This window comes from Pseudoalteromonas sp. MMG007, assembly GCF_018100985.1.
Taxonomy (GTDB): Bacteria; Pseudomonadota; Gammaproteobacteria; order Enterobacterales; family Alteromonadaceae; genus Pseudoalteromonas.
In genome coordinates this window covers 88486-103851 of the sequence record NZ_JAGJEI010000007.1, presented here as the reverse complement: position 1 = coordinate 103851, position 15366 = coordinate 88486, and the positions used below count along the sequence as shown (strand labels likewise).

The window sequence follows — 15366 nt, the reverse complement described above, 5'->3', positions numbered from 1 at the left end:
AAAAACAAGCTCAAATGTTAATTTGGGGTTATTTAAATGGATAAGAAGATAAATGAGTAAATTTTTAGATTATATTCGGCTTAGTTTTTTTGCATGCGGGTTGCTGCTAGGGGTACAAATTCCGGCCTTTGTGACCGATTTTGGGCAAGCGCTTAATGCGCAATTAATTGAAGCAAATAACGCAATTTCTCCGTTTAAAAATGATGCCAAAAAATACTTTAAAAATGATTTAAACAAGCTAATAAAACACTATAAAAATCTAGGGGATGACATTGTTGGTAAAGGCGCTGAACATATCAGCATGCTTAACATGCGCCAGCAATCTCTTGAGTCAGCGGTTAAACAATTTGAGCAATCGCCTTACATTTTTACTCTCACGAGTAGCTTAAACGATATAAAGCAACAAGTATGGCAGCGCTTTGAAGGCCAGATAATACTAAAAAAAGACTCAATAATAGCGGCAGTTATTAGCGCCATTATAATTGCAGTGCTTGCTGAGTTATTTGGTTTTTTATTTATGTTAGGGTTAACGCGCGGATATAATAAATTATTCGCAGCTAACGAATAGCGATTTCATAAATTCATAAAACACATCTGTTTTACGGGTTGTTAAACTGTTTTGTGGGCGTAAAAACCAAACAGGTGCGTCACTTTGCGCCATAACCTGTGGCATAACTTCAACCAGCGCACCACTTTTGAGTTCTTCATCTATCGCTATCTTTGATTTTATAGCAATACCATGGCCAGAAATGGCCGCCTGCGTCATGTTATCTGAATTAGAAATAGTAAAACGTGTTTTTGCATTAAACGTATTTATACCACCTTGCTCATCAAATAACTTAAGTTGCCTTTGCCAAGGTAAGCATACCCAGTAATGCTTTTCTAGTTGCGCAAGCGTTGTAGGCATTCCATGCTTTTTTATATAACTAGGCGCGGCACAAAGTAAACGGCTATTATTCACTAGTTTACGAGAAAGCAGTCCTGAGTCAGTTAATGCACCCACTCGTATCGCTACATCTTGTGCATCATCCACAACATTTACAAAATGATCGGTTATTAGAAAGTCGAGTTTAAGTTGTGGATACTTACTTTCAAATTCAGTCAGTTTTGGCATTACATATTTTGAAAAAATCCAAGGCGGCATAGTAACGCGCAACAACCCACTTACCGATGAGCTTCGGGCACCAATACTGTGCTCAGCGTCGTGTAAAGCTTCTATTATTGCCCCCACTCGGCTATAAAATAGCTCTCCAGCTGGGGATAACCTAACTCTCCTACTGTCTCTAAATACTAAAACAGTGGCAAGTTCTCGCTCTAGTTTACTGAGCCTATGACTTACAGTTGCGGGTGATAGTCGCTGCTCACGCGCTGCAGCTAATACCCCTTTATTTTCTACCACAGCAATAAAGGTTTCTAGGTCACTTAAATTATACATTGGCTAGCTTAGGTATGTTTTCAATGTTTAACATTTTCGAATGAAGCTTTCAGTTTTGCAATGTTTATTTAAATAACTAGAACACACATAATCGCAATATGTTTTAATTTGAGATTTAGTAATGAGTTTAAAAGCACAAATAGATGCATACAATGTGCAAAAAGAAGCAAAATTACCTGCTGATGTACTCGCATTAATGGACACAACAAATGAGGAGCTTATTGCTCAGCATATTAAAGATAACGCCTTACAAATTGGTGCAAAGGTAGAAAACTTTAGCTTAGTAAATCACAAAGGTGAAAATATTGAGCTTAATGATTTATTGAATAAAGGCCCAGTAATAGTTAGCTTTTATCGTGGTGGTTGGTGCCCTTATTGTAATTTAGAGCTAAAAGCACTTAATAATTACTTGCCACAATTTAGAACACAAAGCGCCCAGTTAATTGCTATCTCACCACAGCTGCCAGATGAAACGCTCTCAACTACACAAAAAAATGAACTGGATTTCGATGTACTGTCTGATGTGAGTAATAAAGTAGCAGAGCAGTTTGGCTTATTGTTTACACTCGATGAGCGCATTCAAGCACTTTATACACAGTTTGGAATTGATTTTGAGCACTACTACGGTGATAAAAGCTTTAAATTACCACTACCCGCTACATACGTAATTAACCAAGAAGGTGTTATTACTTACGCATTCTTAAACGAAGACTACACCCTACGTGCAGAGCCTATTGATATTATGGCAGCACTCGAATCGGAGCAAAATTAATGTCTATTTTAAAATCGTTAAAAAACCTTACTCTTTCACTACTTGTCGGCTCAAGCTTAGTTTCTGGCTATGCGATGGCTGATGAAATGAAAACTCAAGAAAAACCTAAAGTACTTATTTTCGATGTGAACGAAACACTCCTTGATTTAACATCAATGCGTACCTCAATTGGTAAAGCGCTAGGCGGCCGTGAAGATTTACTACCTTTATGGTTTTCTACCATGTTGCACAATTCATTAGTAGATACAGTAAGCGGTAGTTACCATGATTTTGGTCAAATTGGTGTGGCATCGCTAATGATGGTGGCACAAAACAACAATATAGACATAACAAGTGAACAAGCAAAAACAGCCATTGTTACTCCGCTTTTAACACTCCCACCACATAATGATGTTAAAGAAGGACTGGCAAAACTTAAAGCACAGGGCTATAAGTTAGTAAGCCTTACAAATTCTTCAAACAAAGGTGTTAAGGCACAGTTTGAAAGCGCTGGTTTAATGTCTTACTTTGACGCACGTTACAGCATTGAAGATATTAAAATATACAAACCAGATTTACGTGCTTACGAGTGGGTACTTAAAAAGTTAAATGTAGCGCCAAATGAAGCAATGATGGTAGCAGCACATGGTTGGGATGTAGCAGGCGCTAAAGAAGCCGGGTTACAAACTACGTTTATTGCACGCCCAGGTAAAGCACTTTACCCACTTGCAAAAAAACCAGATCACGTTGTGAAAGATTTACATGAATTAGTCGCTCTACTTAAGTAAGCACGTTTATACGCTAATTAATCAATACCCAAGCGGCCGATGTCAGGATGACATTGGCCGCTTTTTTTGGGCAAACTTGCTTATCAAAGTATAGGCCAATCAATGTATTTACTATTTTTAACTGCTAGTAATTTCTTCCTCATAACGCTACTATTTAATTAGCCTGAAATTGGTTAAGGATGTAACTAACATATTGAACTATAATGATATTTAAATATACCTTCTTAACTTAATACATTTCAGTGTAAATAAAGTGAAATTGCGGATAATGTCAGAGTAAATTCAATAAAATTATCGCTTTAAATAGCTTCTTAATATGGATTTAGTATCCAAAGTTAGTGTTAGTTAATGCGTAGTGGAGACAGTTATGAAAAGCCAAAGGTTAAGCGAGTTTGAAGAGTATTTTCAAATAAATGAAAGTATAAGAGTGAATTTATTCGCGGTATCTGACAATCAGGTTCCTAAATCACAGCTTGAACTTGAAGACGACATCCCTCCCCTATTTAGATTAGCTAATGAGGTAAGCGAGCTTGAGCAGAGTTCATTACGCCCGCTTAGAAATTTAGGTGATGTTGCGCAAGAACTAGCCGTCTTTTTACAAGCGCAGTCTCGTAAAATTGATTTAATTATGAGCCATATTTTAGCCTCTGAGCAAGCACAAGATAGTGCCATTCAATGTGACAGCTATGGCGGTGGCGGTATTCGCTTTACCTCCTCAGACGTTTATTCAATTGGCCAAGCGTTTAGAACAAAGCTATTTTTGCATCACGAAGCCTCTGCAGTGTATTGTTACACTGAGATAGTTGCTGTTGAGAAAAAAGATAATGAACATTATCAATACACTATGCTATTTACATCAATCAGAACTACCGACCAAGAGCTTGTAGTAAGAGCAAGCTTACACGCCCAAACACGCCAACTAAAAAAACGCCAAGAACTTGAACAAGTTAATGCTGAACCTAACAGTGATAATTAGCTGACATATTTACGTAAAATGCTAAACTAGCGGCACCTTAATTTGTATCAAAATTTCATGAACTTTAGACTTTTACCAGAATGGGCTGAGCAAGATGCTGTAATGTTAACTTGGCCGCATAAAGACACCGATTGGGCTGATAATTTAGCACGTGTAGAACCCATTTATGTTGAGCTTGCAAAGCAAATAACACACAAGCAACAGCTTGTAATAGTAGCCCACAGTGAAGCATTAAAAATTAGCATAACAGCGCTGCTTAAAAACGCCGCTATTGATCTAAGCCGTGTTCATTTTGTAGTTACCCCTACAAATGATACTTGGGCACGCGATCATGGCCCTTTAACGTGTGCATCAATAAACAATCCACTTGAGCTAAACGTGGTTGATTTTACATTTAATGGTTGGGGCAATAAGTTTGAAAGCACACTTGATAATCAAATTAACAAAAGCTTGGTAAAAGCGCTTAGCAGTACAAATAACCAGTATCAAGCAGTAGATATGGTGCTTGAAGGCGGTGGTATTGAAATAAACGAACACGGCGTTTTACTTACAACTACCGAATGTTTACTCAATAAAAACCGTAACCCTGATTTATCAGCTGACGAAATAGAGAGCCTTTTAAAAAGCCATTTGGGCGCTACCGACTTTTTATGGGTAGATCATGGCTATTTAGCGGGTGATGACACCGATAGCCACATTGATACCTTAGTACGTTTTGCCCCTAATAACACACTGGTCTATGTAAAGTGTGATGATGAAAATGATGAACATTTTAGCGCCTTAAGCGCGATGGAAAAACAGCTAAAGAGCTTTAAAACAGCAAATGACACCCCATATACTCTAATTGAATTGCCTTGGCCAAAAGCAGCGTACGATAATGAAAATACGCGTTTGCCTGCAACCTACGCTAACTATTTAATTATAAATAACGCGGTACTAGTACCTACTTATAACGATAACAATGATGAACTTGCTCTGTCGCAAATTCAAAAGGCGTATCCAAGGCATGAGATTATTGGCATTAATTGCCAATCTATTATTGAACAATTTGGCAGTTTGCACTGTATTACCATGCAACTGCCTCGTGGATTTTTAGCTGGAGCAGCACAATGACAAGCCCTGCAAAATTAAATGTAGCCTTAGTACAACAATCTAACAGCGATAACGCAGAACAAAATATGGCAAAATCAATTGCCGGAATTCGCAATGCCGCTCAGCAAGGGGCACAGCTAGTTGTTTTACAAGAGCTACACCGCAGCCTTTACTTTTGCCAAACTGAAGACGTAGACGTATTTGATTTAGCTGAAACAATTCCGGGCCCAAGTAGTAATACCTTAGGCGAACTTGCCAAAGAGCTTGGGATAGTCATTGTTGCCTCCTTGTTTGAAAAACGCGCGACAGGCTTATACCACAATACCGCTATAGTCCTTGAAAAAGACGGCAGCATTGCCGGTAAATACCGAAAAATGCATATTCCTGATGACCCTGGTTTTTACGAGAAATTTTATTTTACCCCAGGTGACTTAGGTTTTGAGCCTATTCAAACCTCTGTAGGTAAATTAGGCGTATTAGTTTGTTGGGATCAATGGTTCCCAGAAGCAGCGCGCTTAATGGCAATGGCTGGTGCTGAAATATTAATTTATCCAACTGCAATTGGCTGGGATCCGCGTGATGATAGCGCCGAGCAGACTCGTCAAAAAGATGCATGGGTTATTGTTCAGCGTGCTCATGCTGTTGCTAATGGTTTACCTGTTATTAGCTGTAACCGTGTAGGCCATGAAAGCGATCCAAGTGCACAAAGTGAGGGCATTCAATTTTGGGGCAACTCATTTATTGCAGGCCCCCAAGGTGAAATATTGGCAGAGGCCAATAACACTGATGAAAAAATATTAGTGGTAGAACTTGATCAAAAAGCCTCAGAAAACGTAAGACGTATCTGGCCGTATTTACGCGACCGCAGAATTGATCATTACCAAGACCTAACAAAAATATACCGAGACTAAGTAAACTGCGCTGGGTAAATAATATTATGGCGCTTATGTATTAAGCGCCAAATTATAAATGGAGTAATAAATGGCGTTTGAGCAATGGGCAGCCTTGCCGTGGGTAAAATCTCAAAAAGATAAAATTCAATGGGGGCAGCTTAGTGGCAGTGGTTTAAGTATTGCCATTGCTGAGGGCGTAAAACAACAAGATGACTTGGTTTTAATTGTAACACCTGATACGCCAAGTGCTTTGCGCCTTGAAACCGAGCTTGAATACCTATTACCCGATAATCCGGTCATGGTTTTTCCTGATTGGGAAACCTTACCGTACGATCACTTCTCTCCGCATCAAGATATAATTTCAGCGCGTTTAGCTACACTTAATACCCTTAAAAACGAAAAGCAAAGCGTTTTAATTGTACCTGTATCTACATTAATGCTTCGTACTGCGCCTGCTTCATTTATTTACGGCTCTACACTTAACTTTAAAGTAGGCGATAAACTCGACACTCATAATTTGCGCAGCAACTTAGAGCAAGCTGGTTATTTACATGTACAACAAGTTATGGAGCACGGCGAGTATGCTATTCGCGGCTCTATTGTTGATTTATACCCTATGGGTAGCCCGCACCCATTTAGGCTCGACTTTTTTGATGACGAACTAGATACCATTCGCTTATTTGACGTAGAAACCCAGCGCTCTGACGAAAAAGTAGATAAAATTGAATTACTTCCTGCTCACGAATTTCCTACAAACGAAGCCGACGTTGAACGCTTTAGAATAAGTTACCGAGAAAAATTTGGTGCAAGCTCAGAGCAAGACTCTGTTTACATGCAAGTGAGTAAAGGTACTTGGCCTGCAGGCATTGAATACTACATGCCTTTGTTTTTTGAAAAACTCGCCACTATTTTTGATTACTTGCCAGATACAACCACAGTAATGCAACTTGGCGATTTAGAACATGCTGCAGATAACTTTTGGCACGACATAAATGTACGCTACGAAAACCGCCGAGTAGATCCATTACGCCCATTGTTAGAGCCAACAGAGTTATATCAGCCAATTAATGAGTTGTTTTCTAACTTAGGTGAGTTTTCTCGTATTCGTTTATCACTCGCTAAGCTTGGCACTAAAGCAGGCAATAAAAATCTAAGCGTTAGTGAATTACCTGCCATTCGTATTGATCACAAACAACACGAACCATATGGTGCATTTATAAATTACGTTGCCCAGCAAAAAAAGAACAAAGGCCGTATTTTACTAAGTGTTGAGTCAGACGGACGACGAGAATCACTATTAAGTGTATTAAAACCGAGTGGCATTAAATTTAAAGAGTTTGACACGCTAGAGCAATTTACAAAAAGCGACAGCGACGTAGGTTTAATTGTAAGCCCGCTTGAGCAAAGTGTGGTCCTTGGCACTAAGCCAAGCCTTGCTATTATCACCGAGCAAGAATTATTAGGTATTAAAGTATCGCAGCGCAGGCGTCGTAAACACAAATACGAAGCAAGCCAAGATGCACTTATACGCAACTTAGCCGAGCTTAAAGAAGGTCAACCTATTGTTCACCTAGATCATGGTGTTGGCCGCTACCAAGGGCTGCAAACAATAGATGCCGCAGGTGTTATTACTGAGTTTGTCACTATCACCTACGCCAGTGAAGCTAAACTCTATGTACCAGTATCAGCGCTGCATATGCTTAGCCGTTACTCAGGGGGTGAAGAAGCCAGTGCCCCGCTTCACAAATTAGGTTCAGACGCGTGGGAAAAAGCTAAAAAGCGCGCAGCTGAAAAGGTAAGAGACGTAGCAGCAGAGCTGCTTGATATTTATGCTCAGCGACAAGCCAAACCAGGTAACAAATTTAGCCTTGATGGACAAACATATCGTCAATTTAGCGACAGTTTCCCGTTTGAAGAAACCGACGATCAGCGTAATGCAATAGAAGCGGTACTTGGCGATATGCAATCAAAGCAAGCCATGGATCGCTTAGTATGTGGTGATGTAGGATTTGGTAAAACAGAGGTAGCCATGCGCGCTGCTTTTGTGGCTGTTAACGATAACAAGCAAGTTGCTGTATTAGTGCCTACCACTTTGCTTGCGCAACAACACTATGAAAACTTTAAAGACCGTTTTGCTGACTTTCCAATTGAAGTGGGTGTGCTTTCACGCTTTAACTCAACCAAGCAGCAAAAAGACACTCTTGAAAAAATGGCTGATGGTAAGTTAGATATAGTTATTGGTACCCATAAACTCATCCAGCAAGACATTAATTTTAGTGACCTAGGCTTACTGATTGTTGATGAAGAGCATCGTTTTGGTGTTCGCCAAAAAGAAAAAATTAAAGCACTACGTGCTGATGTAGATATACTCACACTAACCGCAACGCCAATACCACGTACTTTGAATATGGCGATGAGTGGTATGCGTGATTTATCTATTATTGCGACCCCGCCAGCTAAGCGTTTAGCTGTTAAAACGTTTGTACGCCAACGAGATAGTGATTTAATTCGTGAGGCTATTTTGCGCGAAATTAAACGCGGTGGCCAAGTATACTTTTTACACAACAATGTAGAAACTATTGAACGTGTATCTCAAGAAATTAGTGAGTGGGTGCCAGAAGCAAGTGTGACCTCAGCTCACGGGCAAATGCGCGAGCAAGAACTTGAGCAAATAATGGCTGATTTTTACCATCAAAAATACAACGTACTAGTGTGTACCACTATTATCGAAACAGGTATAGATGTACCCACTGCAAACACCATTATTATGGACAGAGCCGATAAACTTGGCCTTGCTCAGCTACACCAATTACGAGGACGTGTAGGACGAAGCCATCACCAAGCGTATGCTTATTTGTTAACGGGCGACCCTAAATCTTTATCTAAAGATGCATCAAAACGCTTGCAAGCTATAGAGTCACTCGAAGATTTAGGTGCAGGCTTTGCACTAGCAACTCATGATTTAGAGATACGCGGTGCCGGTGAGTTATTAGGTGACGATCAATCTGGGCAAATGCAAACTATTGGTTTTAGTTTATACATGGAAATGCTTGAACAAGCCGTAAATGCACTACGTGAAGGCAAAGAACCAACCCTTGAAAACCTACTACAAAAACAAACAGAAGTAGATTTAAAACTTCCTGCATTACTGCCAGATGACTATATTCATGATGTTAATGCGCGTCTTGGCATGTACAAGCGCGTAGCAAGTTGTGCTAGTCTTGCTGATATGGATGAATTACAGGTAGAACTAATAGACCGCTTTGGGTTACTGCCTGACGCTGCTAAAAATCTATTTAGTTTGCAACAACTTAAAATGCAAGCGAGTAATTTAGGTATAACAAAAATTGAAGCTAACCCTAAAGGGGGCTACTTTGAGTTTAGTCAAAACACTAAAGTTAACCCTAGCTTCATCATTGGCTTGATACAAAGTGCACCTAAGGTGTACAAAATGGATGGCGCAAATAAACTGCGCTTCGCAATTAGTGAAGCTAACGCTCGCGAACGCTTAAAAATGGTCACTGCAATGATTGCAGATTTCGAAAAAAAGGTTAGCCATTAATGTTGCTAAAAAAATCGCTTATTGTTCTATGTTGCTTATTTAGCAGCACTGCATTTGCAGAACGTTGGTTTGAAGTTGAAGTACTCGTATTTAAGCAGCACCCTGCGCCATACTTACAAGAGGACTTTACGCTTAAACACGACGCTATTGAAGATAAGAACAGTCTAGATTTAATGACACCTCTTTATACAGAGCAGGCAATGCAAGCATGTATAGATGGCGACGTGCGTTTTCAAAAGCACTCTTTTACCGATTCATTGGTTAACTCAAACCCGCAGTCTGGCGTGTGCGACGATAGCACTGATTACATGCAAAGTTATGATGAGCTACCTGTTACGCCACAAGTAACTGCGCAAGATCATATGCAGCAAACCTATTTGTTAGCACCTGAACAATTAAAGTTTAAAACTCAGCTGCGTCAGCTCGACCGAAAAGGATTAACCCCTATTTTGCATACTGGATGGCGCTTTGAAGGCGCCAGTAAATCACGAGCACCGAGCATGCATTTAATAGCAGGCAAACACATTAAAAGTGACATCAATGCTATTCCTAGTTATTCAAACCCCGATTTTGTAAGTTTATTAAATACGCAACCAGCGCTATTCGACGACCCTGATAATGCAAATGTGCAGTGGGAGCTAGATGGTTTATTTAAAATACATTTACGACATTATTTATACATTACGGCTAATTTTGACATTAGCCATAAGCTAGAAAACGGCGAGATTGAATCAGCCCGCTTTTCACAATTTAGACGTGTAATAAGTGGCGAAGTACATTACTTTGATCACCCTCGCATGGGCATGATTGTCCAAATTAGAAAATTTAAACATTAATACTAAGTAGGATATAACAATGAAAAAACTCCTTATCATCGCAGCTACACTAAGTCTTGCCGCGTGTTCTAAAGTAAATCTAGAAAGCTATGAAAAAATTAAAGTAGGCATGGACAAAACTGAAGTAGAAGCCATTTTAGGCAGTGCTGATAACTGTGTTGAAAAAACACTGCACACAAACTGTGTATGGGGCGACGAGTCTAAAAATATCGAAATTACACTTGTTTCAGACAAAGTGACGTTATATAGCAAGCATGGTTTGGCTAAATAAATAACGCTTTAACAATTTAAAAAGGGGGATAGATTTTATCTATCCCCCTTTTTTAATGTATGGCTATAAACCTATTTTTTAGAGTAAATAAGTTCTATATTTATGATTTTACTGCGGTTTAGCGTTATTTTATAGCGCTGGTAAAGCTTTTTATCTTCCTCAGTTAATACAAGTACCATATTTAACTGATAACGCCGCTCTACCCCCTGTTTAGATATTTTATTACTATCTAAGTGATATAACTTCCCTTCCCCACGCTTTAAATAACGTGCAAAAGGCGCCAAGTTAAATTGTAATGTTTGCTGGAGAGTATCGTACCCTGGTAAAAACTCTTTTGCACTTACTCGCGTTTCACTTGCAAAGTGCAGCCACTGCGCAGCTTGCTTATTTTGCTGTCGACGTTTTGAAAAAATTGATTTAACTTCTTGCGGTATATTTTTAAAGCGCACATATTCAAGCCAAATAAACTGACTCGCAATTTTATCTTTGCTAATACTGTTTTTGAAACTAAAACGCCACTTAGGTCGGCCACGTACAATAGCCCGCCAAATAACCCGTGTTATATCTTCTTTGAATATCTCACGTAGTCCATAAATAACTCCTAGGATTAATATTAGCGTGGCAGTGACCTCCGTAAAGGTTGAGCGAGCGTTTAAAATAACCACCATTACAAATGCCATAATAACCGCAGTCACAGTACCTTTTACCAAACGTTTGAGGTAGCTATTAAGAAACCGTGTTTGGCGCTGTAAAATAACGCCATGCTCTATTAGACGTTGTAACAGGCGCATTTTATTAGTTATACGGTTTGCATCTTGTAATGTGGTTTCGGAGTTATAGTTTTTTTCGCCACGATAATTATTTTCATTTTTACAAAACTGCAGTAAATCGTTACGTTCTTTTGCAAAGTCACTACTACGCGGGCCCTCGTCTAATAATTTTAAAAATGACTGTTCTACATGCCAACTTAAGTAATTATCAGCGTTAGTGAAAAATGGGATCAGTTTTTCATCATCAGGGGTATAACGCCTTAGTTTTTTTAGTAACCCTTCACTTTGCCCAAATAACTCAATAGCACGCTGGAAAAAATCTTCAACATCATTAATTTTAAGTGCATCACGTATATCAGCATCAAGCGCTAAGCGAACCTGATAGCAAAACAAATTAAGGTTTTGTCGGTAATCTTGCTGTTCACCCTTATTTTTACTAACAAAACGGCTTCTTACTAAGGGTAAGTGTATGTTGTTAGCGTTATAGGCTAAGTGCGATTTAAAATTGTTATTAAAGTAAGATTCTTCAGTGAGGGTTTGCGGATTTATACCCATTTCATTGGGAATAGAAAAATACAGATCAATACGCTGCTCGGCACGCGGGCTGAGCTCTGGTTCAATGACAAAAGATAAGTTTTCGTCTTGCTTTAACAATCAGTTCTCCTTCTAATAATACGCTTAAGTGTACTTGTCTCCTTTGTTTTGTTCAATAAAAAAGGCCCAGTACAAACTGAGCCTTAATATGGTTTAAATACTGATTATAGCTTAATATTAATACCAGCAAATAAACGGCGACCTAATGTGTCATAAGTGTACGGGTCAGTATTTGAGTCGTTATTACCTGAGTAATATGGCGGCTCTTTATCAAACATATTATTAACGCCTGCAGAAACCGTTAATACGTCGTTGATCATGTATGAAGCACTAATGTCATGATATACAACAGAAGGAGTTGTAGGTGCTAAACAAGTATCGTCTCCAATACATGCAAAGCTATCCATTCCTGCAATATAACGTGCTTCGTATGTTGCATCCCAATTATCACCTTTAACGTTTAAGTTAAAGTTAGATTTGATATCTGCATAACCACCGGCACCACCAGTAATGAAGCCTGAGTAATCAACAACAGCACCAGTATCAACAACATATTCGTCTAAATAAGTTGTATCTAGGCCTGTCTTCCAGCTTAAGCCCAACGCTTCAAATGCATAGGTAAGATTTAAATCAACACCAGATGTTTTCTCTGAGCCAATATTACGTAGTTGGTTATTGAAAACAATACGACCATCAGCTTGGAATACAGCAGAAGTACTTGTACAAATTGCATTAGTACTGCTGTTAGCATTACCAATACATTGATCAACAACATATTGATTATTATAAGTAGAAATGGCATTTTCGATTTCAATGTCGTAGTAATCTACAGTCATTGAGAAACCTTCAAACCACTGCGGCTCGTAAACTACACCAACAGTAAGCGTATCTGCTTCTTCTGGTGTCAAATCTCTATTGCCGCCTACTGTTACTTCAGCTTGGCTATCTGCACCTGGATAGCTAACTTGCTCGTAAGATGGAGCGTTACCAGAGTAAAGCTCATCTACTGTAGGAGCACGGAATGCTGTTGAACGAACACCACGTAGCATTAATTCGTCGTTTACACGCCAAGTTAAACCAAGTTTCCACGTTTCATCAGAGCCAAATGTGCTGTAATCAAACGCACGAACAGCCGCGCTAAAGTCAATTGAATCAGCAAAAGCTGCGTCAGCAAGCAATGGAATTGCAAACTCAACATAAGCTTCATTTACATCAAATCCACCACTAGTAGCGTCAACGCGTGGATCGTTACCTAAACCTTGTGCTGCGATTGAGTCTGGTGTGTACCATGCTTTTTCTTGACGATGTTCAACACCTGCAGCAAATGCTGCATAACCTGCTGGCATTTCAAACATTTCACCAGAAAGTGAAGCAGCTAAAATAAATAACTGGCTACCACCTGAATTCTGCTCCGTGTAAATGTAATCTTGTACATTTGAAAGAGCCCAATCAGCTTCGTCTAATGGATTAAACGTACCATCGGCAATAGCTGAATTAATAGCAGAAACGTTATGAAGATTGCTTAGTTTATCCACAGAGTCGTTACGACCGAAATTAGCTGAGAAATCCCAAGAGTAATCGCTGATAACGCCTTCTGCACCAACAACAATACGTACAGTATCTACTGTTTGTGATAAACCACGTGCACCGCTTTCAGTCATGCGTCGACGGTAACTAATTTCATCGCCATAAGCATAATTAGTAGGTGAGGTTACATAATTACCATCTGCATCTTCTACAAATGCACCATCAACGACTTGGCGCTCGTCATACGTTTGCCCTAATAAACTATTGCCCATAGCTGCATCATAGGTAAAACCAAAATTAATTGGTTGTGGTGCCAACTGTTGCTCAGACCAACGTTTTGTGTAGGTAAATTCACTGAAAAGGCTAGTGTCATCACTTAACTCATAAGTACCTACACCTGTAATATTTAAGCGTTCCATTGGTGTATATAAATAGCTTTGCTCAGCGTAGTTGTAAGCATCGGCTTCATCAGTAAAACGGTGTAAGCTACCACCACGATTGCTTAAACCACTGTCGTTTGCTATACCTTTCTGCTCAATCTCACCATCGCTATTGGCTATGCCAACAGTGTTTACGTTATAAATGTGGCCGCCTTCACTGAACGAAGAACCACCGCAGAAAAGGCCGTTTTCACCTTCAAATAATGGGCAATTTGAAAATCCACGATCACCTTGACTAGCTTCACCACGGTTTGTGTACTGTGCACCGAATACGATATTACCTTTATCGAACGAAGTACCAACAGTGAAATCTATAGACGTTTCAGAAGCATCATGCTTTGATGTCATTGCAGAATTAACGTTTAGATCAAGACCTTCAAAGTCGTTTTTAAGAATGATGTTTACAACACCTGCAACAGCATCTGTACCATAAACAGCAGATGCGCCATCCTTAAGTACTTCAATTTGCTTGATCATTGAAACTGGAATAGTATTCAAATCAACTGTAGAGGCCGCACCAGTACCTGAATTGATCATACGACGGCCATTTACAAGTACTAAAGTACGTTGTGAACCTAAACCACGTAAGTCAATTGATGCATTACCACCAGAACCGTTATTTACGCCCGGGTTAGTCATTGCACCACCGGTAGCAGTCATTTGTTGAAGCACGCTATCAACTGATGTGGCACCAGAAGCTCTGATTTCGTCTGCACCAATCAACGTAACTGGGCTAGCGGTTTCCATATCAGAACGCTTAATGCGAGAACCCGTTACTTGAATTTTTTCGATTGCTTGTGCTGAATCTTCAGCGGCTAGAACTTGCACACTTGAGAACATTGGGAATGCTGCAATTACAGCTAAACCAAGAGTTGACTTTTTCATGAATAAACCCTACTTGTTGGAAATTTACCTTAATTGGTAATGCTCACTTTTTATTATAATAGTGAGTCAGGGGGGCAACTTAGGCGCCTTTAACTGAACGAAAACTTAACGGCAGTGTAATTTATAACACACGATAAAACGGAACAACCATTTTAGGTACATAGGTTACATGATGTTTCAATGTTAATTAATAAATACCCATATATAACAAAAAGGTACTTTAGTTATGAAACATAAAAAACACAGTTGAAATCAAACTAAACAACTTTGTAATTAAGTGTAATCAAGCGGGTTTAGAGCCAAAACCACACAAATTAACAACTTGATCACAGCAGATTATTAAAAGCGTAAAACTATATGTTAATTACTAACCATATTTATGCATAGAAAGTGGTTAAATAGTCTTAATTGGTTACTTAGGAAGGAATTTTGGATTTGTTTTTTATTCAGCGGCAATTAAAAATTGAACTTTTTAGGGTTACTTTTACCACGAGTGAAAATTGTATAGATTTAAATCAGACACTGAGTTTTAATGATCTTAATAAA

12 protein-coding genes are annotated in these 15366 nt (G+C 39.2%); 9 read left to right on the top strand and 3 right to left on the bottom strand.

What is annotated here, in order from left to right; translation table 11 throughout:
- The first annotated feature begins 52 nt into the window (after positions 1 to 52).
- Positions 53 to 568 (top strand): DUF2937 family protein, encoded by a 516-nt coding sequence (locus J8L71_RS10495; RefSeq protein ID WP_211000492.1) that lies wholly within the window; start codon positions 53 to 55, stop codon positions 566 to 568.
- Here the strand turns inward: J8L71_RS10495 and J8L71_RS10490 are convergent.
- Positions 548 to 1435, bottom strand: coding sequence for a LysR family transcriptional regulator (locus J8L71_RS10490; RefSeq protein ID WP_211000491.1), 888 nt, complete (start codon positions 1433 to 1435; stop codon positions 548 to 550). The two genes, J8L71_RS10495 and J8L71_RS10490, sit on opposite strands and share 21 nt — an antisense overlap.
- Positions 1436 to 1556: 121 nt before the next feature.
- Between J8L71_RS10490 and J8L71_RS10485 the strand changes: the two genes are divergently transcribed.
- From J8L71_RS10485 to J8L71_RS10450, 8 genes are all read left to right on the top strand, one after another.
- Complete coding sequence (locus tag J8L71_RS10485) at positions 1557 to 2207, top strand: peroxiredoxin-like family protein (protein ID WP_211000490.1); 651 nt, start codon at positions 1557 to 1559, stop codon at positions 2205 to 2207.
- On the top strand, positions 2207 to 2974 hold the full coding sequence (locus J8L71_RS10480) for a haloacid dehalogenase type II (protein ID WP_211000489.1): 768 nt from the start codon (positions 2207 to 2209) through the stop codon (positions 2972 to 2974). The genes J8L71_RS10485 and J8L71_RS10480 overlap by 1 nt, the downstream gene beginning before the upstream one ends.
- A 367-nt stretch (positions 2975 to 3341) precedes the next feature.
- Complete coding sequence (locus J8L71_RS10475; RefSeq protein ID WP_211000488.1) at positions 3342 to 3950, top strand: PilZ domain-containing protein; 609 nt, start codon at positions 3342 to 3344, stop codon at positions 3948 to 3950.
- Positions 3951 to 4007: 57 nt separating this feature from the next.
- On the top strand, positions 4008 to 5063 hold the full coding sequence (locus J8L71_RS10470) for an agmatine deiminase family protein (RefSeq protein WP_211000487.1): 1056 nt from the start codon (positions 4008 to 4010) through the stop codon (positions 5061 to 5063).
- Complete coding sequence (locus tag J8L71_RS10465) at positions 5060 to 5953, top strand: carbon-nitrogen hydrolase (protein ID WP_211000486.1); 894 nt, start codon at positions 5060 to 5062, stop codon at positions 5951 to 5953. The genes J8L71_RS10470 and J8L71_RS10465 overlap by 4 nt, the downstream gene beginning before the upstream one ends.
- A 70-nt stretch (positions 5954 to 6023) precedes the next feature.
- On the top strand, positions 6024 to 9497 hold the full coding sequence (gene mfd, locus J8L71_RS10460) for a transcription-repair coupling factor (protein ID WP_211000485.1): 3474 nt from the start codon (positions 6024 to 6026) through the stop codon (positions 9495 to 9497).
- Positions 9497 to 10333, top strand: coding sequence for a peptidoglycan binding protein CsiV (locus J8L71_RS10455; RefSeq protein WP_211000484.1), 837 nt, complete (start codon positions 9497 to 9499; stop codon positions 10331 to 10333). The genes mfd and J8L71_RS10455 overlap by 1 nt, the downstream gene beginning before the upstream one ends.
- 19 nt (positions 10334 to 10352) lie before the next feature.
- Positions 10353 to 10604 (top strand): DUF3862 domain-containing protein, encoded by a 252-nt coding sequence (locus J8L71_RS10450; RefSeq protein ID WP_211000483.1) that lies wholly within the window; start codon positions 10353 to 10355, stop codon positions 10602 to 10604.
- 71 nt (positions 10605 to 10675) lie between these two features.
- On the opposite strand, the gene J8L71_RS10445 is transcribed toward J8L71_RS10450, so the two are convergent.
- Both J8L71_RS10445 and J8L71_RS10440 read right to left on the bottom strand, forming a co-directional pair.
- Positions 10676 to 12028 carry a hypothetical protein gene (locus J8L71_RS10445; RefSeq protein WP_211000482.1) on the bottom strand — a complete coding sequence of 451 codons (1353 nt, stop codon included), beginning with the start codon at positions 12026 to 12028 and terminating at the stop codon, positions 10676 to 10678.
- A 104-nt stretch (positions 12029 to 12132) separates the two neighbouring features.
- Positions 12133 to 14820 (bottom strand): TonB-dependent receptor, encoded by a 2688-nt coding sequence (locus J8L71_RS10440; protein WP_211000481.1) that lies wholly within the window; start codon positions 14818 to 14820, stop codon positions 12133 to 12135.
- Positions 14821 to 15366: the final 546 nt, after the last annotated feature.